This is a genomic window from Streptococcus pseudopneumoniae (assembly GCF_001074565.1).
In the GTDB taxonomy this organism is placed as follows: domain Bacteria; phylum Bacillota; class Bacilli; order Lactobacillales; family Streptococcaceae; genus Streptococcus; species Streptococcus pseudopneumoniae_J.
Genome location: NZ_JUQX01000066.1, coordinates 26,669 through 52,363, shown reverse-complemented (window position 1 = coordinate 52,363; position 25,695 = coordinate 26,669). Strand labels below are relative to the sequence as shown.

Here is a 25,695-nt window from a genome sequence, read left to right as displayed (position 1 = left end):
CTTATTTTTAGCAAGGAGAGACGGAAAATGGCAACAGAAAAGCTATCACCCGGCATGCAACAGTATGTGGATATCAAAAAACAATACCCAGATGCTTTTTTGCTTTTTCGGATGGGTGATTTTTACGAGTTGTTCTATGAAGATGCAATCAATGCAGCACAGATTTTAGAAATTTCCTTAACAAGTCGGAATAAAAATGCAGAAAATCCGATACCCATGGCGGGCGTCCCCTATCATTCTGCCCAACAGTATATCGATGTTCTGATTGAACAGGGTTATAAAGTTGCCATTGCAGAACAGATGGAAGATCCCAAACAAGCGGTCGGGGTTGTCAAGCGAGAGGTGGTCCAGGTCATCACACCTGGTACAGTAGTTGATAGCAGTAAGCCCGATAGTCAGAATAATTTCTTGGTTGCCTTAGATCGTGATGGCAATCAATTTGGTTTAGCTTATATGGATCTAGTGACGGGTGATTTTTATGTGACAGGTTTATTGGATTTCACGCTGGTTTGTGGGGAAATTCGTAACCTCAAAGCTCGAGAAGTGGTTCTGGGCTATGACTTGTCTGAGGAAGAAGAACAAATTCTCAGCCGTCAGATGAATCTTGTGCTTTCCCATGAGAAGGAAGGCTTTGAGGATATTCATTTACTGGATCCACGTTTGGCAGCTGTGGAGCAAGCGGCAGCTAGTAAGCTACTCCAGTATGTTCATCGGACCCAGATGCGGGAATTGAACCACCTCAAACCAGTTATCCGCTATGAAATCAAAGATTTCTTGCAGATGGATTATGCGACCAAGGCTAGTCTGGATTTGGTTGAGAATGCCCGTTCAGGCAAGAAGCAGGGGAGTCTCTTCTGGCTTTTGGATGAAACCAAAACAGCTATGGGCATGCGGCTTTTGCGCTCTTGGATTCATCGTCCCTTGATTGATAAGGAACGAATCGTCCAACGTCAAGAGGTGGTGCAGGTCTTTCTTGACCACTTCTTTGAGCGTAGTGATTTGACAGACAGTCTCAAGGGTGTTTATGACATCGAACGCTTGGCTAGTCGGGTTTCTTTTGGCAAGACCAATCCCAAGGATCTCTTGCAACTGGCGACTACCTTATCTAGTGTGCCACGGATTCGAGCGATTTTAGAGGGAATGGAGCAGCCTGCTCTAGCCTATCTCATCGCACAGTTGGATGCCATTCCGGAGTTGGAGAGCTTGATTAGCACAGCGATTGCCCCTGAAGCCCCTCACGTGATTACGGAAGGTGGTATTATTCGGACGGGATTTGATGAGACCTTGGATAAATACCGTCGTGTCCTCAGAGAAGGTACGAGCTGGATTGCAGAGATTGAGGCTAAGGAGCGAGAAAACTCTGGCATCAGCACGCTTAAGATTGACTACAATAAAAAGGACGGTTACTATTTCCATGTGACCAATTCGCAACTGGGAAATGTGCCAGCCCACTTTTTCCGCAAGGCAACGCTGAAAAACTCGGAACGCTTTGGGACTGAGGAATTAGCTCGTATCGAGGGAGATATGCTGGAGGCGCGTGAAAAGTCAGCCAACCTAGAGTATGAAATCTTTATGCGTATCCGAGAGGAAGTCAGCAAGTACATCCAGCGTTTGCAGGCTTTAGCCCAAGGGATTGCGACAGTTGATGTCCTGCAAAGTCTGGCAGTTGTGGCTGAAACCCAGCATTTGATTCGACCTGAGTTCGGTGACGACTCACAAATCGCTATCCAGAAAGGACGCCATGCTGTCGTCGAAAAGGTTATGGGGGCGCAGACCTACATTCCAAACAGCATCCAGATGGTAGAAGACACCAGCATTCAATTGATTACAGGACCTAACATGAGCGGGAAGTCTACCTACATGCGCCAGCTAGCTATGACGGCGGTGATGGCTCAGATGGGTTCTTACGTGCCAGCAGAAAGTGCCTACTTGCCGATTTTTGATGCTATCTTTACTCGTATCGGAGCGGCAGATGACTTGGTTTCAGGTCAATCAACCTTTATGGTGGAGATGATGGAGGCCAACAATGCCATTTCGCATGCGACTAAGAACTCTCTCATTCTCTTTGATGAATTGGGACGAGGAACTGCAACTTATGACGGGATGGCTCTTGCTCAGTCCATCATCGAATACATTCATGAGCATATCGGAGCCAAGACCCTCTTCGCGACCCACTACCATGAGTTGACTAGTCTGGAGTCCAGTTTGGAACACTTGGTCAATGTTCATGTGGCAACCTTGGAGCAGGATGGGCAGGTCACCTTCCTTCACAAGATCGAACCAGGACCAGCTGACAAATCCTACGGTATCCATGTGGCAAAGATCGCTGGCTTACCAGCTGAACTTTTAGCAAGAGCGGATAAGATTTTGACTCAGCTAGAGAATCAAGGAACAGAAAGTCCAGCTCCGATGAGGCAAACAAGTGCCGTCACGGAACAGATTTCACTCTTTGATACGCCAGCAGAACATCCTATCCTAGCAGAATTAGCTCAACTGGATGTGTACAACATGACACCTATGCAGGCTATGAATGTCTTAGTTGAGTTCAAGCAAAAATTATAAAAAGAGCCCACTCATGCATTTGTGAGTGGGTTTTTCTCTATTACTTTTTATGGGCCAAAAGTTGATTGATGTGGTCCACTTTTTTAGCTTCTCTTTTATAGAGGATAGTCCAGATGATGAGGTAGACAATCGCAAACTCTGGAATGAGTTGGAGATAGAAAATCCAGTGGAAGGGGAACCAACCGGCCAGAGTAGCCAGAGGGACAAAACCAGCTAGCATGAGGAAGAAATGGGAAAGCGTCGCACGGAGCAAGCTCCAGTCGCGGCTGAATAAGCGTCTGCCAAAGCTAAAGAGAACTCCGATAGCTGACCAGATGACCATACAGTAGAGCAAGACGAGGGCACCGTGAACCTGATGTTGCACCATCACTTGTCCGACCAGAGAATCGGGACTCAGTGGGGCGTAGGTATTTGGTGCATAAATGAGTGAAAAGATAATAGATAGGATGAGGCCGATGAGAACACCAGCAGCAGCATCGTGAAAGATTTGTTTTTTCATAGTTCTAATTTCTCCTTGATGGTTTTTAGGTAACGGCGAGATGAGTAGGTGAAGCTTTCGTTTTTGAGAAAGATTTCAACCAGACCGTTAGAGGTTAGCTTGAGATGAGAGATCGAGTCGATATTGATGATTTCTGATTGGGAAATTTGGATAAAAGTGGTCGGCAGAATGTCAAGAACTTGATAGAGACGCAAATCAATAGTGTAGGTATGAGATGCAGTTTCTGCAAGAACCTTCCGATTCTCGATATAGAAGCGTTGAATCTTGCCAATCTTAACTAGATAAACCTGATCATCAATCTTTCCTTTGATTGTTTCTTTTTGGTCAAGATTTTCTACGAACTCGATGACTTTCTGGACTTTTTCGGTCGGCTGAGGAGTTTGGACAATCAGCTTTTCCTCCTCATAAGTCTCCTTAATCTGTAGTTCTACTTTCATAAATTTTCCTCCTTTTCAGTTATACAAGGTTGTGATCACTTCCTGTACACCTTTATTAAACACTATTTTACGAACCATGGCAAGAGCTTTTGACTATGTGGAGAGATTTGGAGTCTATGTGGTATTTGCTTTTTCTGGTAGTATCTGAAATATGGTATAATAGCACTAATCAATTTCTAGGAAAATAGATACAGAAAGGGGCTGAAAGATGTCTCATATTATTGAATTGCCAGAGGTGCTGGCAAACCAGATCGCGGCAGGAGAGGTCATTGAACGTCCTGCCAGTGTGGTCAAAGAGTTGGTAGAAAATGCCATTGACGCGGGCTCTAGTCAGATTATCATTGAGATTGAGGAATCAGGTCTCAAGAAGATTCAAATCACAGATAATGGTCATGGAATTGCCCACGATGAGGTGGAATTGGCCCTGCGTCGTCATGCGACCAGCAAGATAAAAAATCAAGCAGACCTTTTTCGGATTCGGACGCTTGGTTTTCGTGGTGAAGCCCTGCCCTCTATCGCATCCGTCAGTGTCTTAACTTTGTTGACAGCGGTGGATGGTGCGAGTCATGGGACCAAGCTAATCGCGCGTGGGGGAGAAGTTGAGGAAGTCATCCCAGCGACTAGTCCTGTGGGGACCAAAGTTTGTGTGGAGGACCTCTTTTTCAACACACCTGCCCGCCTCAAGTATATGAAGAGCCAGCAAGCGGAGCTGTCTCATATCATTGATATTGTCAACCGTCTGGGCTTGGCCCATCCTGAAATTTCTTTTAGCTTGATTAGTGATGGCAAGGAAATGACACGAACAGCTGGAACTGGTCAACTGCGCCAAGCTATCGCAGGGATTTATGGTTTGGCGAGTGCCAAGAAGATGATTGCTATTGAAAACTCTGACTTAGATTTCGAGATTTCAGGTTTTGTTTCTTTGCCGGAGTTGACTCGAGCTAATCGCAACTATATCAGCCTCTTCATCAATGGCCGTTATATCAAGAACTTCTTGCTTAATCGTGCTATTTTGGATGGTTATGGAAGCAAACTCATGGTAGGCCGTTTTCCACTGGCCGTGATTCATATCCATATTGACCCTTATTTGGCAGATGTCAATGTGCATCCGACCAAGCAAGAGGTGCGAATTTCCAAGGAAAGAGAGCTAATGGCGCTTCTTTCAGAGGCTATTTCAAATAGTCTCAAGGAACAAGCCTTGATACCGGATGCTTTAGAAAATCTTGCCAAGTCGACCGTACGCAATCGTCAAAAGGTAGAGCAGACCATTCTCCCACTCAAAGAAAATACGCTCTACTATGAAAAAACAGAACTCTCAAAACCCAGTCAAGCTGAGGTGGCTGATCATCAGGTGGAGTTGACTGAGGAGGGTAGGGACCTAACCCTGTTTGCTAAAGAAACTTTGGACCAATTGACTAATCCAGCAAAACTGCATTTTGCAGAGAGAAAGCCTGCTAACTATGACCAATTAGACCATCCAGAGTTAGACTTGGCCAGTCTCGATAAGGCTTATGACAAGCTGGAGCGAGAAGAATCTTCAAGCTTTCCAGAGTTGGAATTTTTCGGGCAAATGCATGGAACTTATCTCTTTGCCCAAGGGCGAGATGGCCTCTACATCATAGACCAGCACGCGGCTCAGGAGCGGGTTAAGTACGAGGAATACCGTGAAAGCATTGGCAATGTTGACCAAAGCCAGCAGCAACTCCTAGTGCCCTACATCTTTGAATTCCCAGCAGATGATGCGCTTCGTCTCAGGGAAAGAATGGCACTTTTAGAGAAAGTGGGCGTCTTTCTAGCAGAGTACGGAGAAAATCAATTTATCCTGCGTGAACATCCTATTTGGATGGTAGAGGAGGAAATCGAGTCTGGTATCTATGAGATGTGCGACATGCTCCTCTTGACCAAGGAAGTTTCTATCAAGAAATACCGAGCAGAGCTGGCTATCATGATGTCCTGCAAGCGGTCTATCAAGGCCAACCATCGTATCGATGACCACTCAGCCAGACAGCTCCTTTATCAGCTCTCTCAATGTGACAATCCCTACAACTGTCCTCATGGACGTCCTGTTTTGGTGCATTTTACCAAGTCGGATATGGAAAAGATGTTCCGACGTATTCAGGAAAATCATACGAGTCTTCGTGAGTTGGGGAAATATTAAGAACACAAAAAGCCTTTGTTCCTTTTGAACAAGGCTTTTTAGCTTTTCTATGGTGGGAATTTTGAATGGACATGGCAACTTGCCATGAGGTTTACACTTGCTTGACAAGAAAAAGTAATGAGAAATATGATTCAATTGACTCAAGGTTTCATAGAGTCGTCTTGGTTTGAGGGATTCTCAAGACCAATCACTTTATCAAGATAACGTTGTTTGGTTTTGAGAGTCTTGCTGATAGCAATCGCTGAAGCAATCAAAAGAACGAAGGTCAGCCAAATCCAGGCGGTGAACTCGGCTGGAAAACTAGAACCAGCTAAAAAGAGATAGATAGCCAGAGCTAAGACGAAAATATAAATCACTTGCCAAAGACCAAAGGATTTAACCTCCTTATAGTATTTGTCCTTGTCTTCCTCAAAAATTACTGCTGTGGAATCTTTTTCAGAGTTTTCATCTAGTAGTAGATAGTCAGTTGTCACTTGAAAAATCTTACTTAATTCAATGATTTTTTCGATTTCAGGAAGGACTTGTCCAGACTCCCATTTTGAGATGCTTTGCCGAGAAACATTGATTTGTTCAGCTAGCTTTTCCTGGGACCAACCTTTTTCCTTTCTGAGCTCAAATAGTTTTTCTGCGAGTTTCATCATTCTATCCTCCTTTTTCTACCTCTATCCTAACAATTTTTACTTATAATGAGAATACAATCTCCTGTACTATTTGTCAACCAGAGGTTGCACCTTTTGTTGCAGTCTGTCTTGGGGAAATATGGTATACTAGATAGGCAAAATAATGGAGAAAAATTATGTACGAATATTTAAAAGGAATCATTACCAAAATCACTGCTAAATACATCGTCCTAGAGGCAAATGGTATAGGTTATATTTTGCATGTAGCCAATCCCTATTCTTACTCAGGTCAGGTCAATCAAGAAACTCAAATTTATGTGCACCAAGTTGTCCGTGAGGACGCCCATCTGCTCTATGGTTTTCGATCAGAAGATGAGAAGAAACTCTTTCTTAGTCTGATTTCGGTATCAGGGATTGGTCCGGTATCAGCTCTTGCTATCATCGCAGCTGATGACAATGCTGGCTTGGTTCAGGCGATTGAAACTAAGAACATCACCTACTTGACTAAGTTCCCTAAAATTGGCAAGAAAACAGCCCAGCAGATGGTGCTAGACTTGGAAGGTAAGGTAGTTGTGGCTAGCGATGACCTTCCTGCCAAGGTGGCAGTGCAAACCAGCGCTGAAAACCAAGAACTGGAAGAAGCCATGGAAGCCATGTTGGCACTGGGCTACAAGGCGACTGAGCTCAAGAAAATCAAGAAATTCTTTGAAGGAACGACAGATACAGCTGAGAACTATATCAAATCGGCCCTTAAGATGTTGGTAAAATAGGAGAATAATATGACAAAACGCTGTGGTTGGGTTAAAATGAACAATCCTTTATATGTGGCCTATCATGATGAAGAGTGGGGTCAACCCCTTCATGATGACCGTGCTCTTTTTGAACTGCTCTGTATGGAAACTTACCAGTCGGGTCTATCTTGGGAAACGGTACTAAACAAACGCCAAGGATTCCGAGAAGTCTTTTACAACTACCAAGTTCAACGTGTCGCGGAAATGACAGATGGCGAGTTGGAAGCCTTGTTAGAGAATCCAGCCATCATCCGAAATCGTTCCAAGCTCTTTGCGACACGTGCCAACGCCCAAGCATTTTTGCAAGTCCAGAAAACCTACGGCTCTTTTGACGCTTATCTCTGGTCCTTTGTTGAGGGAAAAACGATCGTGAATGATGTTCCTGACTATCACCTAGCACCTGCTAAAACAGCCTTGTCTGAAAAGTTGTCTCAAGATCTCAAAAAACAAGGCTTCAAGTTTACAGGTCCAGTCGCAGTTTTGTCTTTTCTACAGGCGGCAGGCCTGGTTGATGACCACGAGAATGATTGCGAGTGGAAAAACGGAAATTAGTGAGTCCAAGCGTCTAACTATCTGAGAAAATAGAAAAAGCTGAGAAAATTATCTCAGCTTTTTGATTATATGCTAGTAACTTTTATAGTGCAGTAAGAAATGTCAGTCCACCTAAGACAACGCCAGCTGAGTTTGGAATAATTAGTATCCAATCCTTCTTAGGCTCTTTTGTCCATCCGTAAATAACCCAAATTAAACAAGATACTGCTGCGGATAAAGGCTGGAATGGTTGAGCTTTGTTGCCTTGTAAATTGGCAAAAATTTGTGGGATGTAGGCGATAAATACAACAATCCCGATAAAGGCTCCAATTGAACCGACAATTTGATTTATTTTTTGTTTAGTCATATACACCTCCTTTAAAAAGATATCATAGAAATAAGCAAAATGCAATAAATTCAGACACAAATTGTAACGAAAATCAATACCAAAGCACAAAAATGGAGAAATTGTTTATTTTTTGTTATAGTCAAAGCGAATGACTTGCTTCTGTGTATCCACATAAGCGTGAACGCCAAAGGGCACAATGGCTCTTGGAGTTGCGTGACCGACATTCAGATTATAGACAATCGGGATATTGTTATCAATGATATCCAATAGTGCTTCCTTATAGTCGTCATAGAAGGTTTCATCCATTGGCTTTCCGACCAAGAGTCCACTGATAACCCCAAATATCCCCGTGTCCTTTAAAGTCCGCAACATTTTTTTGAAATCATCAGGTTCAGGCTTTTCTTCGCTTGTTTCTAGCAAGAGAATCTTTCCTTCCCAGTCACATAAGTCAGGGAAGAGTCGGTACTCTTGGCAGAGGTCCGTGCTGTCTGCGTATCGAGAATTGTCAAAGATATCATAGAGGGACTCAAGGCAACCACCGAGAATTTCTCCCTCAAACTGAGCATTTCCTTGCAACAAATCAAAGCCTGTATTTACATGACTGATACGAGCTGTTCCCAGAGCCTTGGGACTAAAATCAGTCCGTTCCTCATACCAAAGGTCGCTAGGGCAGATTTCTGAGATTCTTCCTGTCTTGATCAATTCTTTAAAGTAGTGAAAGCTATAGGGTAACATCTCATTGTCTAATTCACAAATGTCTGCTAGAAAGGATTGCCCATAAAAAGTCTTGATCCCTAGTTTGTGCAACATAAGGTGGTTCATGGTTGTATCCGAGAAGCCAAGAAAAATCTTTTGTTGGATAACCTTTTGGAGCTGGTCGTTTTCAAAAAGGTAGGGTAGCAAGCGATAGGTATCATCCCCACCGATGGCGCATAGGATCATGTCGATGCTATCATCAGAAAAGGCCTGCATCAAATCCTCTGCACGTGCCTCCGGATGGTCCTTGATAAAGTCTAACCCTTTTAGCGAATGGGGCAAAAAGATAGGATTGAGTCCCAAATCCTTAAGACGTTGGAGCCCCAAGTCGACTTCGTGTTTGACAAAATCCTCTCCGATAACACCGCTAGACAAACTAACAATACCAATAGTAGAAACCATATCTCATCCTCCTAGAAATAGATTGATACTCTTCGAAAATCAAATTCAAACCACGTCAGCTTTGCCTTGCCGTACTCAAGTACAGCCTGTGGCTAGCTTCCTAGTTTGCTCTTTGATTTTCATTGAGTATGAGCCTATTCTATCACAAAAGATGAGAGAAAACTACAAGAATGAGACTCAGAAGTGCTATTGAATCTCAAGAAAGCAAGTGAAAAAAGCAACCGCTTGTGCAGTTGCTTTTCGTTTTTCTAATCTCTAATCTCACTAGATATGAGTTACTTGGTCAACTCTTGATTATAGGAGAGAGCTAAATCAATCCAGTAAGGAAGTTCTTTTTGACCTTCGATATCTAGGTCTATATAGCCATGATAAGGTCGCCCTCTCATCAATGTGGTATGAGCTCCTGTTCGGGGTAGAACTTGCTTTTCCGTTTCTTTGCCAATTCTCACCATAACCAGCTCGTCCTTTCTGGAACTGACAGTAAGGACCATTTTCCCACGAATCATAAAGGCCAGGCCACCAAACAGTTTCTTTTCTTCTAACTCTTCTTCGAAAATTTGGGGAGGAAGTTTGAGTGCTAGAATTTTTCGAATCTGCTTAGCTAAAGATTGACTATATGCCATAGCGTTTCACTTTTCTTAATAACGTGATGGGCCCGCGCTTGCACTTCGGATGTTAAAACGTTTCTTGAGATAGAAGCGAAGAGCGAGAAGGGCAGCTCCCAGGATAGCCAAAGGCAATGGAGCAAGGACTGGATTGAGGCTGGCTGGTAGGAAGCTTGTTGCAAAGAAGACAACCAACCAAAGGACCATAGAAGCCAAGATAACGAGGATTGATTTCCAGAATGGAGGACGTTGGCTACGATCTGTGTCTGGTCCATAGTACTGGTAGACAAAGTAGTACATCAAGTAGAAGGCAAGTCCTCCTACAAGTCCAACCAACAAGAGGGTAATCAACCCATAGCCAATGGCCTGATCTGTAGAGAAGAAGGTAGTCAGAGCGCTAACCAATGCAAAAAGACTGGTGATAAAAAGGGCTGAGTCCATAATCATGAGTTTTGGATCGTCATTTTCTTTTGGATGCTCTTTTTCATATTGCTCCTTGACTGTAAAGCTGTGAGCCCAGTGGGTTGGGGCCCCGTAGAGGGAACGAGCTGTCGTTCCTTTGGCTTGCTCTTCAAGGATTTGGGGAATGACTTCCTCAAAGACAGCCTTGATTTCAGCGTCTGTCTTACCATCTTTGATAAATTGTTGGGTAGCGATGTGGATAAACTCTTGGTTTTTCTTGGTTAGTTTTTGTAAATCAATCTGAGACATAGGGATTCCTCTTAGAACCATTTTTTATGGATGAGATAGAGAGTGAGCGAGACACTCATAGCAAAGGCGATAAAGACGATTAACCAGAAGGCATGTGGCTCACCGTTCAAAGGGATTTCATTATCCTTAAAGTTCATCCCATAGGCAGAGAAGATCATAGTTGGGATAGACATGACGATGGTCACGAGAGCCAGGGTCTTCATGATGTTGTTCTGGTTGTTGGAAATGATAGAGGCAAAGGTCTCTGTCATAGAGTGAAGGACGTTTCCATAGATATCTGCCATCTCGATGGCCTGTTGGGTTTCAATCAGGGTGTCTTCGAGCAGGTCCTCGTCTTCTAGGTATTTCTTGATATTGCTGGTTGCACTGGTCAATTTCTTAATCACGCGCTCATTTGTCTTAAGTGAGGCCTTGAAATAGACGATGGTCTTTTCCAATTCCATGAGCTCGATTAGCTCTTCGTTTCGAGTGGACTTGTGAAGTTGACTTTCGATTTGTTCACTCTTACGGTCAATCGAACGAAGGGCAGTCAGGTAAAGCTCAGCATTGCGATAAAGGAGTTGAAAGATAAAGCGTGACCGCATGAAAGTGTAGAAGTTACGCAGTTTGCGGTTGATGAAGACATCGAGAACAGGGAGGGATTCCAAACAGGTAGTGATAATGGTTTCCTCGGTGATGATAATCCCCAGCGGAATCGTTACGTAGTAGGTACGGTTGTTTCTCTCCTCTGTGATGGGGACGTCCACGATGATCAAAGTATACTCGTCTTCGATGGTAATACGGGACATTTCTTCCGCATCGAGTGGTGCTCGAAGGTCGGCAATATCAATGTCAAAGGCATTAGCAATTTCCAATGATTCATTTTGTGTAGGATTGACGAGGTTGATCCAAGTGCCCGGTTCAAGCGTGTCGATCTCTTTAAATTCAGTTGTTGTTGAGAGAAAAACTTGTTTCATATCCCCTATCCTTTCCTACTATTCAATGATTCATTTTTTGCACCGTACTATTATACTATAAAAACAGCTTTTTGGGTAATAGAATTTCATATTTTTTGGTATAATGGAAAGCAATAATGGACTAGAAAGAACAAAGATGCAAGATAAAATTGTGATTCATGGGGCGCGTGCCCATAACTTAAAAAATATTGATGTGGAGATTCCGCGAGACAAGCTGGTTGTTGTGACTGGTTTGTCTGGGTCTGGGAAATCCAGTCTGGCTTTTGATACCCTCTATGCTGAGGGGCAACGTCGCTATGTAGAGAGTTTATCAGCCTATGCTCGCCAGTTTTTGGGTAATATGGAAAAACCAGATGTGGATGCCATTGATGGTCTCAGCCCAGCTATTTCCATCGACCAAAAAACGACTAGCAAAAACCCACGCTCGACCGTGGGAACGACGACTGAAATCAATGATTATCTGCGTCTCCTCTACGCACGTGTGGGGACGCCTTACTGTATTAACGGGCACGGAGCTATCAAGGCTTCTTCTGTAGAGCAAATAGTGGATAAGGTCTTGGAATTGCCAGAACGCCAACGTCTGCAAATTTTAGCTCCTGTCATTCGCAAGAAAAAAGGGCAACATAAGAGCGTCATTGAAAAGGTTCAGAAAGATGGTTATGTCCGCGTCCGAGTGGATGGGGAGGTCTATGATGTGGCCGAAGTTCCAGAGCTGTCCAAGAGCAAGCAACACAATATCGATGTTGTGGTCGACCGTATTGTCATCAAGGAGGGCATTCGTAGCCGTCTCTTTGATTCCATTGAGGCTGCCCTTCGTATCGCAGAAGGTTATGTCATTATCGACACTATGGACGATTCTGAGTTGCTATTCTCTGAGCACTATGCCTGTCCAGTTTGTGGTTTTACCGTACCAGAGTTAGAGCCTCGTCTCTTCTCCTTCAATGCTCCTTTTGGTTCTTGTAGTGAGTGTGACGGTTTGGGCATCAAGCTGGAGGTGGATACTGACTTGGTAGTGCCAGATGCCAGCAAAACGCTACGTGAGGGGGCTTTGGCACCTTGGAATCCTATCTCATCTAACTACTATCCAAATATGCTAGAGCAGGCCATGACAGCCTTTGGAGTAGATATGGACACGCCTTTTGAGGACTTGTCAGAAGAAGATAAGAACTTGATTCTCTACGGCTCGGATGGCAAAGAATTTCATTTCCACTATGAAAATGAATTTGGTGGTGTGCGCGATATTGACATTCCTTTTGAGGGAGTTGTCACTAATATCAAGCGTCGTTACCATGAGACTAACAGTGATTACACGCGCACCCAGATGCGTCTCTACATGAATGAGCTGACCTGCGGGACTTGTCACGGCTACCGTCTCAATGACCAGGCCTTGTCTGTCCGTGTGGGTGGTGAGCAAGGACCACATATTGGTGAAATCTCAGACCTGTCTATCGCAGACCACTTGGCTTTGGTGAGCCAGTTGACTCTGTCTGAAAATGAAGCCATTATTGCCCGTCCCATTCTCAAGGAAATCAAGGATCGCTTGACCTTCCTCAATAACGTAGGTCTTAACTATTTGACTCTGTCACGTTCGGCAGGAACCCTTTCAGGTGGGGAGAGTCAGCGTATTCGCTTGGCGACCCAGATTGGATCCAACCTATCAGGTGTCCTATATATCCTGGATGAGCCGTCCATCGGTCTTCACCAGAGGGATAATGACCGCTTGATTGCCAGTCTGAAAAAGATGCGTGACTTGGGCAATACTCTCATCGTGGTGGAACACGACGAAGATACCATGCGCGAGGCGGATTATCTGATTGATGTTGGTCCGGGTGCCGGTGTTTTTGGTGGAGAGATTGTTGCTGCAGGAACGCCCAAACAGGTGGCTCGCAACAGCAAGTCTATCACTGGTCAGTACTTGTCAGGAAAAAGAGCGATTCCAGTGCCAGCAGAGCGCCGTTCCGGAAATGGTCGCTTTATCGAGGTGACGGGAGCGCGTGAGAACAACTTGCAAAATATCACCGCTCGCTTCCCACTAGGAAAATTCATTGCAGTAACGGGGGTGTCAGGCTCAGGGAAGTCGACCTTAATCAACAGCATCCTCAAAAAAGCCATTGCCCAGAAACTAAACCGCAATTCAGACAAACCTGGTAAGTTTAAGACGATTACAGGGATTGAGCATGTAGACCGCTTGATTGACATTGACCAGAGCCCTATCGGACGGACTCCAAGGTCTAACCCTGCTACCTATACAGGAGTTTTTGACGACATCCGTGACCTCTTTGCCCAGACAAATGAGGCCAAGATTCGAGGCTACAAGAAGGGCCGTTTCAGTTTCAACGTCAAGGGTGGTCGTTGTGAAGCCTGCTCAGGTGACGGGATTATCAAGATTGAGATGCACTTCTTACCAGATGTTTACGTGGCTTGTGAAGTCTGCCACGGAACCCGCTACAACAGTGAAACCCTTGAAGTTCACTACAAGGAAAAAAATATCTCGCAGGTTTTGGATATGACGGTTAATGATGCGGTGGAATTTTTCCAACACATTCCGAAAATTCAACGCAAACTTCAGACCATCAAGGATGTGGGGCTGGGCTATGTGACGCTAGGGCAACCGGCTACTACCCTTTCTGGAGGAGAAGCTCAGCGTATGAAGTTGGCTAGCGAACTCCATAAACGCTCGACAGGAAAATCTTTCTACATTCTGGATGAGCCGACGACAGGGCTTCATACTGAGGATATCGCTCGCTTGCTTAAAGTCTTGGCTCGCTTTGTTGACGATGGCAATACCGTCCTCGTTATCGAGCACAATCTGGATGTCATCAAGACGGCAGACCATATCATCGACTTGGGACCTGAAGGTGGTGTTGGTGGTGGAACCATCATAGCAACAGGAACTCCAGAAGAAGTAGCGGCCAATGAAGCCAGCTACACAGGACACTATTTGAAAGGAAAGTTACATCATGAATAAACGCGTGCAAGCATTTCTAGCTAAAATGCAAGAAAAAGAACTAGATGGAATCATTATCAACAACCTTAAAAATGTCTACTATTTGACAGGATTTTGGGGCTCAAATGGAACAGTCTTCATCAGCCGTGACCGTCAGGTCTTGGTGACAGACTCTCGCTATATCATTGCAGCTAAGCAAGAAGTGACAGGTTTTGAGATTGTGGCTGACCGTGATGAGTTGGCTGTTATTGCAGGCATTGTTAAGGATATGGGCTTGTCTCGTATCGGTTTTGAGGACGAGATTTCGGTCTCTTATTACCACCGTATGCAGGCAGCTTTTGCGGGAATTGACTTGCTTCCACAGACTCAGTTTGTAGAAGCGCTTCGTATGATTAAGGATGAGAAGGAGATTGCGACTATTCGCAAGGCTTGTTCTATCTCAGACCAAGCTTTCCGCGATGCGCTTGACTTTATCAAACCTGGAAAGACCGAGATTGAGATTGCCAACTTCCTTGACTTCCGTATGCGGGAGCTAGGAGCATTTGGCTTATCTTTTGACACGATTCTAGCCAGTGGTATCAACTCTTCTAAACCCCATGCTCATCCTATGCACAAACCAGTGGAGCTGGGAGAAGCCATTACCATGGACTTCGGCTGTCTCTACGACCACTATGTCAGCGATATGACACGGACCATCTATCTAGGCCATGTCAGTGACGAGCAAGCAGAGATTTACAATACGGTTCTGAAAGCCAACCAAGCTCTGATTGACCAAGCCAAGGCAGGTCTAGGTTTCCGTGACTTTGACAAAATTCCTCGTGATATTATCATTGAGGCAGGCTATGGCGACTACTTTACTCATGGTATTGGCCATGGTATTGGACTGGACATCCACGAAGAACCCTACTTTAGCCAAACTTCGAAAGAAGCCATTAAATCTGGTATGGTCTTGACTGATGAACCGGGCATTTATATTGAAGGTAAATACGGGGTTCGTATCGAGGATGATATCCTGATTACAGATAACGGTTGTGAGTTATTGACACTTGCTCCAAAAGAATTGATTGTTATCTAAAAAATGAGATAAATCATTGACTTTTATATTTTAAAGGTTTATACTGATAGACGAAAACGGTAGGTGAGGCTACCATAGGGATACGGATGACTACCGCAAAGCAGTGGAGACACTACTCGTTGGTCAACAGTCCTGGTCGCGAAGGCCAAAACTAAGCTCATTTCATTGCCCTATGGAGTTAAAGCTTGAACGAAAAACAGATAATTAGTTTTTTAATCCTGCCATTTTATGGCAGGATTTTCTACTGTTTTAGAACAGGGAAAGGAGACAGACGATGCAAATTGACGACCACCCAGAACCGCACATACACAGCCAATCGCTGATTTGTGTCGTTCTGCCCTTATAAAGTGATTGGTCTCTGTGTATGAAACACATCATTCATACAGATAGGAGAAACCAATGAAAACTACAAAAGAAAGATTAGCAGCAGCTATTAATACACCTTTAAACGAAACTCTATCTTTTTACAAGACAAGTCTAACAGGCTTAACTGAGGAACAGATAGAAAAGAATCGTGATTTATATGGTGAAAACACCATCACCAAGGGTCAGGAAGACAGTATCCTCAAAAAAATTTACGAATCTATTATCAATCCATTTACAATCATCCTCCTGGTCATCGCTATGATCTCCATGGTGACCAACGTCTGGTTGGCGAAGCCTGGGCAAGAAGATCCGACGACCTCTATCATCATCGTCGTTCTCGTTCTAATCTCTGGTGGCATTCGCTTTGTCCAAGAACTGCGGAGTGACAAGGCTGCGACCAATCTATCAAAAATGATTGTGAACACAGCCACAGTTATTCGCGAAGGCCAGAGTTTAGAGGTGGCAATTGAAGATTTGGTCGTTGGAGATATGGTCAAATTGAGTGCTGGGGATATGATTCCAGCAGACCTCCTTTTAATTGAATCACGTGATTTCTTTGTTCAACAATCTGGTTTGACAGGTGAAAGTGATTCGGTTGAAAAACTGGCCTTGTCAAAAATGAGTCAGTCAAACTTTGATAGTCTACTAGAAGCAGAAGCACTCGCTTTTATGGGAACCAATGTGATATCAGGAAGTGCCAAGGCTTTGATTCTAGCGGTCGGTGATGACACCATGATGGGAGAAATCGAGCAAACCCTCAATACCTATGACGAACCAACCTCTTTTGAGCGGGAGATGAACAGTATCTCTTGGCTCTTGATCCGTTTGATGTTAGTCATGGTTCCCATCGTGTTTCTCTCCAATGGCTTGACAGATGGGGATTGGTTGGAAGCAGGTGTGTTTGCACTGAGTGTGGGTGTCGGGCTCACACCTGAGATGCTTCCTATGATCATCACTGCCAGTTTAGCAAAAGGCTCCATTATCATGGCCAAGGAAAAAGTCGTCATCAAAAAACTCAATGCCATACAGGACCTAGGTGCTATTGATATCCTGTGCACGGATAAAACCGGAACCCTTACCCAAGACGAAATTGTCTTGGAATATCCTTTGGATATACATGGAGATTTGGATTTGTCTGTGTTGAGACGGGCCTACCTCAATTCCTATTTTCAAACCGGTTTGAAAAACTTGATGGACCGTGCCATTATCAGTAGAACTGAAAAAGAAGCTAAAGAACACGCTATTCTACAAAATTTGGATACTAGCTTCCAAAAAATAGATGAATTACCCTTTGATTTTGAACGCAGACGGATGAGTGTCATCGTCAAGGATGAGAACGAAGTTGTTAGTTTGGTAACCAAGGGTGCCCTAGAGGAAATGCTTGCGATCTCAACCCATGTGGAATATCAAGGTCAGATTAGTCCTCTGACGGATGATATCCGAGTGGAAATCTTAAAAGAAGTGGACCAACTCAATCAACAGGGATTGCGAGTCTTGGGAGTCGCTTATAAAACAGGTCTAAAAGAAGGTTTTGCTTACTCAGTTGAAGATGAAAAAGAGATGATTCTAACCGGATATCTTGCCTTTCTAGATCCACCAAAACCATCAGCAGCACCTGCTATCCAAGCTTTGTTAGAACACGGTGTTCAAACAAAGATCTTGACGGGAGACAATGAGAAGGTAACCCAAGCAGTTTGCGAAAAAGTTGGTCTAGACGTTGATCAAATCTTGTTGGGTTCTGATATTGACGCCATGACGGACGAAGAGTTGGCCCAAGCAATTGAGAAGGTGACTGTCTTTGCCAAACTCTCTCCGGATCAAAAAGCACGAATCATTTTACAAATCAAATCTAATGGACATTGTGTCGGCTATATGGGAGATGGGATCAATGATGCCCCTTCGATGAAAGTCGCAGATGTGGGGATTTCTGTTGATACAGCAGTAGATATTGCCAAAGAAACGGCTGATGTCATTTTGCTAGATAAGGATTTGATGGTGCTTGAAAAAGGGCTGGTTGAAGGGCGTAAGGTCTACGCTAATATGACCAAATATATCAAGATGACGGTCAGCTCTAATTTCGGGAACATTTTCTCTCTTTTAGTGTCTGGTATCTTTTTACCTTTCCTTCCTATGGCTCCGATTCACTTGATTGTGTTGAACCTAGTCTATGATCTTTCTTGCATTGCCTTGCCATTTGATAATGTGGATGAAGACTTTTTAAAACATCCCCATAAGTGGGAGGCTAAGTCTATTACTCGCTTTATGATTTGGATGGGTCCGATTTCTTCTGCCTTTGATATTTTGACCTTTATCTTGCTCTATTTTGTCATTGTCCCAATGGCGACAGGTCAAGCCTATGCTCACGGAGCAGAGTCTGCAACGGGCTTTATCATCTTGTTCCAGACAGGTTGGTTCATTGAATCCATGTGGTCCCAAACCATGGTTATCCATATGCTTCGTTCAGCAAAACTTCCTTTCTTACAAAGTCGTCCATCATGGTTTGTTCTTGGAACAACCTTGCTAGCAGCTAGTTTTGTGACCTTCCTTCCCTACTCTTCAATTGCTAGCCTGCTTCATTTAACCCCTTTGGAACCAATTTATTTCCTCTTTTTGCTTTTGATTATCGTTCTCTATATGATAAGTGTTACAGTTGTAAAACGATTGTATATCAAAAAATTTAAAAGTTGGTTATAAATTGATTTTGTCAAGAAAAAAGTACGAAAATCGCGAAAAAAGTTAAATTTTTTTAAAAATAGGTCGCAAGTCGGATGCTTTTTATGGTATAATAGACTAAACTGATAGTAACATGTAGCGAAAGGGGTAGGTACATGATCAAAATTTATACAGTCTCAAGTTGTACTAGCTGTAAAAAAGCGAAAACCTGGCTCAATGCCCACCAGTTAAGTTATAAAGAACAAAATCTCGGTAAAGAAGGAATTACAAGAGAAGAGTTATTAGATATTCTCATGAAAACAGATAATGGAATTGCCAGTATCGTTTCGTCAAAAAACCGCTACGCTAAGGCACTTGGAGTTGACATCGAGGATTTGAGTGTCAATGAAGTGCTCAACTTAATCATGGAAACACCACGGATCTTAAAGAGTCCGATTCTCGTTGATGAGAAGCGCCTGCAAGTCGGCTATAAAGAAGATGATATCCGTGCCTTCTTGCCACGCTCTGTCCGTAATGTAGAAAATGCAGAAGCACGTCTACGTGCAGCTCTATAAAACATCAAGGCTGGGAGTGACTCCTGGCCTTGTTTGCTCTTTTGTTTTAAAATCATGTGAGGAATTATGAAAAAGTTACTAATTGCTAGTTTGGCCGTCTTCTTTTTACTTGCTGGGTGTGGGCAAAAAAAGGAGGCGACCTCTCCTACAACATCGGAGTCTGAACCTCTCCAATCCAACCTTCCTGTTTTGGATAATGCCGAAAAAAATACGGTGGTCACCAAGACCTTGCTGATGCCAAAGTCGGAAAATGGAACGCAGCAGATTCAGACCATTACCTATAAAGGCAATCAATTTTTGACCTTGACCATCCAGCAAAAACGACCTGTCGGGGATGAACTCAAGACCTTTATCTCTGAAAATGGCCTAGAGGAAACGCAAAAAGCGCTTCTAGAAGCAGAAGAAAAGGATGAGACCATCCAAGAGGCTCGCAAACTAGCAGGATTTACACTGGAAACCAAGCTACTCAGCGAGACAGAAATCCAGACCACAACGACTTATGATTTTCAAGTGCTGGATGTCAAAAAGGCATCTCAAATAGAATATTTAAAAAATATTGGTCTTGAAAATCTCTTAAAAAACGAACCTAGCCAGTATATTGCTGACAGAGTGGCAAATGGGGCGGTAGAACAGTAAGAAAATCCAAATAAACAAACTGATTTATTTGTAGAACGTAAGGAAATATGCTATAATAGTAATATTCTAAGGAAAGAGGGTGTTAGAATGGGATTTACTGAAGAAACTGTACGGTTTAAATTGGATGATTCCAATAAGAAAGAAATTAGCGAAACATTGACAGATGTTTATGCTTCTTTGAATGACAAGGGCTACAATCCGATTAACCAGATCGTCGGTTATGTATTGAGTGGTGACCCTGCCTACGTTCCTCGTTATAACAATGCACGAAATCAAATCCGTAAGTATGAGCGTGATGAAATTGTTGAAGAATTGGTACGCTACTACCTTAAAGGACAAGGAGTCGATCTATAATCTATGAGAATTATGGGATTGGACGTTGGTTCAAAAACAGTGGGTGTTGCCATTAGCGATCCCCTAGGCTTCACTGCTCAAGGACTTGAAATCATCCAGATTAATGAGGATCAGGGCCAGTTTGGTTTTGACCGTATCAAGGAATTGGTTGACACCTATTCGGTGGAACGCTTTGTAGTTGGTCTGCCTAAAAACATGAACAATACCAGTGGACCGCGGGTAGAAGCTAGTCAAGCCTACGGGGCAAAATTAGAGGAACTTTTTGGTTTACCAGTAGACTATCAAGATGAGCGTCTGACGACTGTCGCTGCGGAACGTATGTTGATTGAACAAGCAGATATCAGTCGCAACAAACGCAAGAAAGTTATTGATAAGTTGGCTGCTCAGCTGATTTTGCAAAATTATTTAGATAGAAAATTTTAAGACAGAGGAGAAACTATGTCACACGATCACAACCACGATCACGAAGAACGTGAATTGATTACACTTGTTGATGAACAAGGAAATGAAACCTTGTTTGAAATCCTTTTGACCATTGATGGAAAAGAAGAATTTGGTAAGAACTATGTTCTGCTTGTACCAGTCAACGCAGAAGAAGACGAAGACGGGCAAGTTGAAATCCAAGCCTACTCATTCACTGAAAATGAAGATGGAACAGAAGGCGAATTGCAACCAATTCCAGAGGATTCAGAAGACGAATGGAACATGATTGAAGAAGTCTTCAACAGCTTTATGGAGGAGTAAAAACGTTCGGGGAACGTTTTTAGCCCAACTCCTGAAAATTAGAAGAGTTGGAACTTCCAGTGGATGTTTTTAGCCCTGCGCCAGAAATTAGAAACGCAGGAACGTTCGGGGAACGTTTTTACCCCAGTTCCTTTAAATAGGAGAGAACTGGTAAGTCTGGGAGACTGTATCACCCCAACTCCTAGAAATTGGAAGAGTTGGAACATCCAGTGGATATTTTTACCCCAGTTCCTTTAAAAAAGAGAGAACTGGTAAGTCTGGAAGACTGTATCAGCCCTGCTTCTAGAAATAAGAAAACGCAGGAACGTTCGGTGGACGTTTTTAGCTCACGTTGAAATTCATAGTAGCTAGTGATTAGCTAACCAGGTAAGAGGTCGGGATTTTAGTCCCGACCTCGCTTTTTATTTGTAATCATACTTTGATGCGGTAGTTGATTGGACTTTTGTTAAGGAGATATGTATGTTTGAAGTAGAAGAATGGCTTCATAGTCGGATTGGTTTAAACTTTAGATCTGGTCTTGGACGAATGCAGCGAGCTGTGGATTTGCTGGGGAATCCTGAGAAGACTTATCCGATTATCCACGTAACAGGGACTAACGGTAAAGGGTCAACTATTGCCTTTATGAGGGAGTTGTTTGTAGCTCATGGAAAAAAAGTTGGCACCTTTACCTCTCCTCATATCATCAGTATCCATGATCGAATCTGTATCAATGGACAACCAATCGCAGATGAAGACTTTGTCCGTATGGCTAACCAAGTCAAGGAGATGGAAAAAACTCTCTTAGAAACACATGATCAATTGTCTTTCTTTGAGTTGTTGACCCTGATTGCTTTGCTTTACTTTAAAGAGCAGGGAGTGGATCTAGTCCTGCTAGAGGTGGGGATTGGTGGTTTGCTTGACACCACTAATGTCGTAACAGGCGAGATTGCAGTTATTGCTTCGATTGGTCTAGATCATCAGGAGACCTTGGGCGATAGTCTGGAGGAAATAGCCGAGCAGAAAGCTGGTATTTTCAAGGCTGGCAGGAAGGCGGTCATTACTAAGCTCGCTCCAGAAGCTGAGCTTGTCTGTCAAAAAAGAGCAAGAGAGTTAGACGTAGACCTTTATCAAGCTGGACGAGACTTCGCTTTGAAAGCTGGGGATTTTTCAAGTAGCCTAGCGAGTTTTTCACAACTTGAAATCAGTTTGGAAGGTGTTTATCAGCAAGAAAATGCCGCCTTGGCTTTACAAACTTTTCTTCTGTTTATGGCATCAAGAGGTGAAAGGGTCGAAGAAGTGCTTGTCAGACAGGCTTTGAAGGAGACACACTGGGCAGGTCGATTAGAACGGATTCGCCCGCAGATTTACCTAGATGGAGCTCACAATCTTCCAGCCTTAACTCGTCTGGTCGAATTTATTCAGGAAAAAATCCAGCAAGGATACCAGGTTCATGTCCTTTTTGGCGCCCTTAAACGCAAGGATTACCAAGGGATGTTAGCCTATCTAACAGAGCAGTTGCCTCAGGTGGAACTTAAGGTAACAGGCTTTGACTACCAAGGATCTCTAGAAGAAAGCGATGTTTCTGGTTATAAACTGGTTGACTCTTATCGTGATTTTATCAGCAAATTTGAAGAAAATGCCAACAATCAGGACTTGCTTTTCGTGACGGGCTCTCTCTATTTTATCTCGGAAGTACGAGCGGGTTTGGTGGGAAATCATGAGATTAGTTGACCTTCTAGACTTAAGTTGCTATACTGGGGATAGGAAAACTCGAAAACGATTTCAGAAATACATTAGCACAAAAGAAAGGAAGTCGCTATGAAAACGAAAACATTCACACTTTCTATTGCTTCTTTAGCAATTCTTAGTCTTTTAGCAGCTTGTGGATCTAAGACACAAGCACCTACCCAGCAATCTGCTCAACAAACCTCTACTCAACAAGAGTCATCTTCTAGTGCTGCTACAAGTGCCAGCCAACCACAGGCGTCCTCAAGTCAGGACACTACTGTAGCTCAACTTACGAACATCGATGGTACCTATACTGGAAAAGATGAGAATGACCAGATCACTCTAGTTGTAACAGGTAAAAGTGGTAGATGGACTGAGGTCGAACCAGATGGAGATAAGGAAATCAAGCAAGTTAGCTTTGAGCCAGAAAATCAACGTGTCATTATCGGTGATGATGTCAAAATTTACACGGTTAATGGTAATCAATTGATTATCGATGATATGGACCGAGAGCCATCTGACCGAGTGGTATTAACTAAGCAATAATCATTCAGTAAAAGTTCCAATGAGATGAAATCCATCTTTTTGGAGCTTTTTTGTTTAAAAACGTGACCAGTGGTTCTTTACCGTTTTTTTACTTAAAGCGCTTATAAATATTTGTAAAATGAAGGATAAGGTCATATACTTAAGGTAAATAATCAAATAGCGCAAAGGCGCAGGAGGAAAAACATATGGCTACATTTTACGTTCCGGCAGTTAACCTTATTGGTAAAGGCGTTGTAAATGAAGTAGGTCCGTATATCAAGGAACTGGGGTATAAAAAGGCTCTTTTGGTGACAGACAAGTTCATCGAGGGAAGTGATATTTTACCTAAGGTCCTAAAACCATTAGATGCTGAAGGGATTGAATATGTGATTTTTAGCGATGTGGAGCCAAATCCGACTTGCAAGAACGTCACAGATGGAGTTACTGCTTTGAAAGAGCATGGTTGTGACTTCATTATCAGTCTTGGAGGAGGATCTCCTCAGGATGCGGCTAGTTGTATCTCTATCATTGCTACAAATGGTGGCAAACCACAGGACTACGAAGGTCTCCACAAGTCTGCTAAAAAAGGATTACCAGTGGTTGCGGTCAATACAACAGCTGGAACTTCAGCAGAAATCACCATCAACTATGTCATTACTGATGAAGAACGCAAGGTCAAGATGGTAATGGTTGACAAGAACAGCCTTGCCCTGATCTCTGTCAATGATCCAGAACTTATGGTATCAAAACCGCAAGCGCTCACAGCAGCAACAGGTATGGATGCTCTTACTCACGCTGTCGAAGCCTTGGTCACACCGGGTGCTTATGATGTAACTAAGAAACTCTCTATCGGAGCGATTGAACTCATCAAAGAGTATCTTCCTCGTGCTGTGGCAAATGGTCAAGATATTGAAGCGCGTGAGGCGATGGTTAATGCCATCTTCCTCGGTGGTATGAGTTTTAACAACGCTGGTTTGGGCTACGTTCACTCAATGGCTCACCAACTCGGTGCAGTGTATAATTTACCACATGGCGTCTGCTGTGCCATGCTTCTTCCAGTTGTTGAACGTGAAAATGCTAAACGCGTGCCAGAAGCTTTCCGCAATGTAGCCAAAGCTTTGGGACTCCATATTGAAGGGAAAACAGACCAGGAATGCGCTGACTATGCTATTGCTGAAATTGAGAAACTGTCTGAAACAGTAGGAATTCCGAAGAAACTCACTGAACTTGGTATCCAAGAAAAAGACTTTGACTTTGACTTTGACTATCTTTCTAAAAATGCTTTGATCGATGCTTGTGCGCCAGGCAATCCATTCATGCCGACTTTAGAAGAGACCATTGCTCTTTATAAAGAACTCTTCTAGAGATTAACTTAAGAGGAAGTGACGTATTCCCGATAATATAAATAATATTGGAAAGAACTATCATTATGGTAGTTCTTTTTTTAAAAATTTGCTATCCTAGACATATGAGAAAAATCAAAATTGATGTGCTTGTAGTACCCTTAAGTGGGCATCTCTTCCCGACCCTCAATCTACTCGCACCCTTGTTGAAGGATCCCCTGTATGAGATTCGATTATTTACAGGACCGCAACGAAAAGCGGTCGCAGAGGAGATGGGATTTCAGGTGATTCCCATTTTAGAAAATTCTGTAGATGAGTTTGAACGGGTAGCCAACAATGAAGGGCAATTAAACCTTATCTCTGCTTATCGACAGTTGTCAGCTAGTCTTGATTTAATCAATGTGGTGTCTGACCAATTGGTGCAAGAGTGGCAGGAAAATCGACCTGATATTGTGATTGCGGATTTTATAACCCTCTCTGGAGGACTTGTAGCGGAACAGTTGAATATTCCCTGGATTACCACTATGGCGACACAGTTTGCCATTGAAACAACAGATGGACCGCCTTGTTTCTTTAGGGGAATGGGCAGTCCAAAGAATCCTTTCCAATCTACCCAGCAATGGCTAGGAAGAAAAGGGACTCGTTTAGGGAAACGAATCGTAACCTTTTTATTGAGAGAACGATTGAAACGTTACGATTTTAAGCTCTACAATCAGAAAGGTCAGGAAACCATCTATTCACCCTATTCCATCTTGGGAATTGGGATGAAAGAGTTGGAGCTGAAAAGTGGTTTTCCAGAGCACTACCTTTGGGTAGGACCTTTTGGCTCTTCGATTGAGAGGGCAGAGAATTATCCCCTCGATTTGGTTCCTTATGCAAATCATAAGAAAGTCCTCGTCTCTTGTGGGACTCAGCTAGCATGGGCCAAAGACAACCTCCTCTATCAGACACAACAATTGGCAGAAGCACATCCGGACTGTCACTTCTTTGTAACTCTGGGGTTCGGCGGACAAGGTTTCCAATGTGAGGAGGTCATGGACAATGTTTCTGTGGTATCCTATCTTCCCTATAAGGAATACATTCCCCAGATGGACTATGTCATTCATCATGGAGGGGCTGGTATTTTTTATCAATGTATTATTCATGGTAAGCCAGCTTTAATCCTTCCCCACGACTATGACCAATACGACTATGCGGCTCGTGGACTTGAAGCAGGTATTGCCTTGACTGCTAAACGGGAGGATAGAGAAGCGATTGGACGTGCCTTTGATGAGTTGTTGGCTAGAGATGACTGGCCAGACTTGAACAGACTTAGTCGTGCAGCTCAAATCTATCAGCCAACAGAGATTCTGAAGAGCGAAATACATCGGCTCTTAGGGGACAAGGAGAAGTAA

The 25,695-nt window shown here is 43.4% G+C and carries 24 protein-coding genes and 1 riboswitch; of the genes, 16 read left to right on the top strand and 8 right to left on the bottom strand.

Annotated elements, in window-relative coordinates; genetic code table 11:
• Positions 1 to 27 precede the first annotated feature (27 nt).
• Positions 28 to 2,562 carry a DNA mismatch repair protein MutS gene (mutS, locus tag ADI74_RS09680; RefSeq protein ID WP_049538563.1) on the top strand — a complete coding sequence of 845 codons (2,535 nt, stop codon included), beginning with the start codon at positions 28 to 30 and terminating at the stop codon, positions 2,560 to 2,562.
• A 40-nt stretch (positions 2,563 to 2,602) separates the two neighbouring features.
• Here mutS and ADI74_RS09675 read toward each other — a convergent pair whose 3' ends face one another.
• Both ADI74_RS09675 and ADI74_RS09670 read right to left on the bottom strand, forming a co-directional pair.
• Positions 2,603 to 3,061 carry a DUF3021 domain-containing protein gene (locus ADI74_RS09675; protein ID WP_049538562.1) on the bottom strand — a complete coding sequence of 153 codons (459 nt, stop codon included), beginning with the start codon at positions 3,059 to 3,061 and terminating at the stop codon, positions 2,603 to 2,605.
• Positions 3,058 to 3,498 (bottom strand): LytTR family DNA-binding domain-containing protein, encoded by a 441-nt coding sequence (locus ADI74_RS09670; protein WP_049538561.1) that lies wholly within the window; start codon positions 3,496 to 3,498, stop codon positions 3,058 to 3,060. The genes ADI74_RS09675 and ADI74_RS09670 overlap by 4 nt, the downstream gene beginning before the upstream one ends.
• Before the next feature lie 208 nt (positions 3,499 to 3,706).
• Between ADI74_RS09670 and mutL the strand changes: the two genes are divergently transcribed.
• Positions 3,707 to 5,656, top strand: a complete 1,950-nt coding sequence (gene mutL / locus ADI74_RS09665) for a DNA mismatch repair endonuclease MutL (RefSeq protein WP_049538559.1) — start codon at positions 3,707 to 3,709, stop codon at positions 5,654 to 5,656.
• 140 nt (positions 5,657 to 5,796) lie between these two features.
• On the opposite strand, the gene ADI74_RS09660 is transcribed toward mutL, so the two are convergent.
• A complete protein-coding gene (locus tag ADI74_RS09660; protein WP_000761361.1) occupies positions 5,797 to 6,294 on the bottom strand; it encodes a helix-turn-helix domain-containing protein in 498 nt (165 codons plus the stop codon).
• 158 nt (positions 6,295 to 6,452) lie between these two features.
• Here ADI74_RS09660 and ruvA point away from each other — a divergent pair, with 158 nt between their 5' ends.
• On the top strand, positions 6,453 to 7,046 hold the full coding sequence (gene ruvA / locus ADI74_RS09655; RefSeq protein WP_000273413.1) for a Holliday junction branch migration protein RuvA: 594 nt from the start codon (positions 6,453 to 6,455) through the stop codon (positions 7,044 to 7,046).
• 9 nt (positions 7,047 to 7,055) lie between these two features.
• Positions 7,056 to 7,619, top strand: coding sequence for a DNA-3-methyladenine glycosylase I (locus tag ADI74_RS09650; protein ID WP_000166573.1), 564 nt, complete (start codon positions 7,056 to 7,058; stop codon positions 7,617 to 7,619).
• An 82-nt stretch (positions 7,620 to 7,701) separates the two neighbouring features.
• Here the strand turns inward: ADI74_RS09650 and ADI74_RS09645 are convergent, their stop codons facing one another.
• The 5 genes from ADI74_RS09645 to ADI74_RS09625 form a co-directional block, all read right to left on the bottom strand.
• Positions 7,702 to 7,965, bottom strand: coding sequence for a SemiSWEET family transporter (locus ADI74_RS09645; protein ID WP_000166113.1), 264 nt, complete (start codon positions 7,963 to 7,965; stop codon positions 7,702 to 7,704).
• A 105-nt stretch (positions 7,966 to 8,070) separates the two neighbouring features.
• Positions 8,071 to 9,105: a S66 family peptidase gene (locus tag ADI74_RS09640; protein WP_000255132.1), complete on the bottom strand. Its 1,035-nt coding sequence runs from the start codon at positions 9,103 to 9,105 to the stop codon at positions 8,071 to 8,073.
• A gap of 275 nt (positions 9,106 to 9,380) precedes the next feature.
• Positions 9,381 to 9,728 (bottom strand): TfoX/Sxy family protein, encoded by a 348-nt coding sequence (locus tag ADI74_RS09635; RefSeq protein ID WP_000331819.1) that lies wholly within the window; start codon positions 9,726 to 9,728, stop codon positions 9,381 to 9,383.
• A gap of 15 nt (positions 9,729 to 9,743) precedes the next feature.
• Positions 9,744 to 10,421, bottom strand: coding sequence for a DUF1129 domain-containing protein (locus ADI74_RS09630; RefSeq protein ID WP_049538557.1), 678 nt, complete (start codon positions 10,419 to 10,421; stop codon positions 9,744 to 9,746).
• Between the two features lie 11 nt (positions 10,422 to 10,432).
• Positions 10,433 to 11,377 carry a magnesium transporter CorA family protein gene (locus ADI74_RS09625; RefSeq protein WP_033585835.1) on the bottom strand — a complete coding sequence of 315 codons (945 nt, stop codon included), beginning with the start codon at positions 11,375 to 11,377 and terminating at the stop codon, positions 10,433 to 10,435.
• A 136-nt stretch (positions 11,378 to 11,513) separates the two neighbouring features.
• On the opposite strand from ADI74_RS09625, the gene uvrA reads away from it, so the two are divergent.
• The 12 genes from uvrA (at position 11,514) to ADI74_RS09565 (ending at position 25,695) form a co-directional block, all read left to right on the top strand.
• Positions 11,514 to 14,345 carry an excinuclease ABC subunit UvrA gene (uvrA, locus tag ADI74_RS09620; protein WP_049538555.1) on the top strand — a complete coding sequence of 944 codons (2,832 nt, stop codon included), beginning with the start codon at positions 11,514 to 11,516 and terminating at the stop codon, positions 14,343 to 14,345.
• On the top strand, positions 14,338 to 15,399 hold the full coding sequence (locus tag ADI74_RS09615) for a M24 family metallopeptidase (protein WP_001042868.1): 1,062 nt from the start codon (positions 14,338 to 14,340) through the stop codon (positions 15,397 to 15,399). Before uvrA ends, ADI74_RS09615 begins: the two co-directional genes overlap by 8 nt.
• A gap of 53 nt (positions 15,400 to 15,452) precedes the next feature.
• Positions 15,453 to 15,603: riboswitch (M-box (ykoK) riboswitch) on the top strand.
• 195 nt (positions 15,604 to 15,798) lie between these two features.
• Positions 15,799 to 18,459, top strand: a complete 2,661-nt coding sequence (mgtA, locus tag ADI74_RS09610; protein ID WP_049538553.1) for a magnesium-translocating P-type ATPase — start codon at positions 15,799 to 15,801, stop codon at positions 18,457 to 18,459.
• Between the two features lie 134 nt (positions 18,460 to 18,593).
• Positions 18,594 to 18,992, top strand: a complete 399-nt coding sequence (gene spx / locus ADI74_RS09605) for a transcriptional regulator Spx (RefSeq protein ID WP_049538552.1) — start codon at positions 18,594 to 18,596, stop codon at positions 18,990 to 18,992.
• A gap of 66 nt (positions 18,993 to 19,058) precedes the next feature.
• On the top strand, positions 19,059 to 19,628 hold the full coding sequence (locus ADI74_RS09600; protein WP_049538551.1) for an SP0191 family lipoprotein: 570 nt from the start codon (positions 19,059 to 19,061) through the stop codon (positions 19,626 to 19,628).
• 87 nt (positions 19,629 to 19,715) lie between these two features.
• Positions 19,716 to 19,982, top strand: a complete 267-nt coding sequence (locus ADI74_RS09595; protein WP_000507059.1) for an IreB family regulatory phosphoprotein — start codon at positions 19,716 to 19,718, stop codon at positions 19,980 to 19,982.
• A gap of 3 nt (positions 19,983 to 19,985) precedes the next feature.
• The gene (gene ruvX / locus ADI74_RS09590) at positions 19,986 to 20,405 is read left to right on the top strand and encodes a Holliday junction resolvase RuvX (protein WP_049538550.1); all 420 of its coding nucleotides are present in this window, start codon (positions 19,986 to 19,988) and stop codon (positions 20,403 to 20,405) included.
• Positions 20,406 to 20,420: 15 nt separating this feature from the next.
• Positions 20,421 to 20,726 (top strand): DUF1292 domain-containing protein, encoded by a 306-nt coding sequence (locus ADI74_RS09585; protein WP_000017622.1) that lies wholly within the window; start codon positions 20,421 to 20,423, stop codon positions 20,724 to 20,726.
• 459 nt (positions 20,727 to 21,185) lie between these two features.
• Entirely contained in the window at positions 21,186 to 22,436 is a 1,251-nt protein-coding gene (locus tag ADI74_RS09580) for a bifunctional folylpolyglutamate synthase/dihydrofolate synthase (RefSeq protein WP_049538549.1), read from the top strand.
• Positions 22,437 to 22,523: 87 nt separating this feature from the next.
• Positions 22,524 to 22,979 carry an SP_0198 family lipoprotein gene (locus tag ADI74_RS09575; protein ID WP_049538547.1) on the top strand — a complete coding sequence of 152 codons (456 nt, stop codon included), beginning with the start codon at positions 22,524 to 22,526 and terminating at the stop codon, positions 22,977 to 22,979.
• Between the two features lie 185 nt (positions 22,980 to 23,164).
• Positions 23,165 to 24,322, top strand: a complete 1,158-nt coding sequence (locus tag ADI74_RS09570; RefSeq protein ID WP_049538546.1) for an iron-containing alcohol dehydrogenase — start codon at positions 23,165 to 23,167, stop codon at positions 24,320 to 24,322.
• A 104-nt stretch (positions 24,323 to 24,426) separates the two neighbouring features.
• A complete protein-coding gene (locus ADI74_RS09565; RefSeq protein WP_049538593.1) occupies positions 24,427 to 25,695 on the top strand; it encodes a glycosyltransferase in 1,269 nt (422 codons plus the stop codon).

Bases quoted from the DNA above. Each gene is read 5' to 3' on its own strand.
- mgtA (WP_049538553.1), top strand. From the start codon at position 15,799: ATGAAAACTACAAAAGAAAGATTAGCAGCAGCTATTAATACACCTTTA.
- ADI74_RS09670 (WP_049538561.1), bottom strand. From the start codon at position 3,498: ATGAAAGTAGAACTACAGATTAAGGAGACTTATGAGGAGGAAAAGCTG.
- ADI74_RS09635 (WP_000331819.1), bottom strand. From the start codon at position 9,728: ATGGCATATAGTCAATCTTTAGCTAAGCAGATTCGAAAAATTCTAGCA.
- mutS (WP_049538563.1), top strand. From the start codon at position 28: ATGGCAACAGAAAAGCTATCACCCGGCATGCAACAGTATGTGGATATC.
- mutL (WP_049538559.1), top strand. From the start codon at position 3,707: ATGTCTCATATTATTGAATTGCCAGAGGTGCTGGCAAACCAGATCGCG.
- ADI74_RS09575 (WP_049538547.1), top strand. From the start codon at position 22,524: ATGAAAACGAAAACATTCACACTTTCTATTGCTTCTTTAGCAATTCTT.
- spx (WP_049538552.1), top strand. From the start codon at position 18,594: ATGATCAAAATTTATACAGTCTCAAGTTGTACTAGCTGTAAAAAAGCG.
- ADI74_RS09565 (WP_049538593.1), top strand. From the start codon at position 24,427: ATGAGAAAAATCAAAATTGATGTGCTTGTAGTACCCTTAAGTGGGCAT.
- ADI74_RS09585 (WP_000017622.1), top strand. From the start codon at position 20,421: ATGTCACACGATCACAACCACGATCACGAAGAACGTGAATTGATTACA.
- ADI74_RS09600 (WP_049538551.1), top strand. From the start codon at position 19,059: ATGAAAAAGTTACTAATTGCTAGTTTGGCCGTCTTCTTTTTACTTGCT.
- ADI74_RS09625 (WP_033585835.1), bottom strand. From the start codon at position 11,377: ATGAAACAAGTTTTTCTCTCAACAACAACTGAATTTAAAGAGATCGAC.
- ADI74_RS09615 (WP_001042868.1), top strand. From the start codon at position 14,338: ATGAATAAACGCGTGCAAGCATTTCTAGCTAAAATGCAAGAAAAAGAA.
- ADI74_RS09650 (WP_000166573.1), top strand. From the start codon at position 7,056: ATGACAAAACGCTGTGGTTGGGTTAAAATGAACAATCCTTTATATGTG.
- ADI74_RS09595 (WP_000507059.1), top strand. From the start codon at position 19,716: ATGGGATTTACTGAAGAAACTGTACGGTTTAAATTGGATGATTCCAAT.
- uvrA (WP_049538555.1), top strand. From the start codon at position 11,514: ATGCAAGATAAAATTGTGATTCATGGGGCGCGTGCCCATAACTTAAAA.
- ADI74_RS09630 (WP_049538557.1), bottom strand. From the start codon at position 10,421: ATGTCTCAGATTGATTTACAAAAACTAACCAAGAAAAACCAAGAGTTT.
- ruvX (WP_049538550.1), top strand. From the start codon at position 19,986: ATGAGAATTATGGGATTGGACGTTGGTTCAAAAACAGTGGGTGTTGCC.
- ADI74_RS09640 (WP_000255132.1), bottom strand. From the start codon at position 9,105: ATGGTTTCTACTATTGGTATTGTTAGTTTGTCTAGCGGTGTTATCGGA.
- ruvA (WP_000273413.1), top strand. From the start codon at position 6,453: ATGTACGAATATTTAAAAGGAATCATTACCAAAATCACTGCTAAATAC.
- ADI74_RS09675 (WP_049538562.1), bottom strand. From the start codon at position 3,061: ATGAAAAAACAAATCTTTCACGATGCTGCTGCTGGTGTTCTCATCGGC.
- ADI74_RS09660 (WP_000761361.1), bottom strand. From the start codon at position 6,294: ATGAAACTCGCAGAAAAACTATTTGAGCTCAGAAAGGAAAAAGGTTGG.
- ADI74_RS09645 (WP_000166113.1), bottom strand. From the start codon at position 7,965: ATGACTAAACAAAAAATAAATCAAATTGTCGGTTCAATTGGAGCCTTT.
- ADI74_RS09570 (WP_049538546.1), top strand. From the start codon at position 23,165: ATGGCTACATTTTACGTTCCGGCAGTTAACCTTATTGGTAAAGGCGTT.
- ADI74_RS09580 (WP_049538549.1), top strand. From the start codon at position 21,186: ATGTTTGAAGTAGAAGAATGGCTTCATAGTCGGATTGGTTTAAACTTT.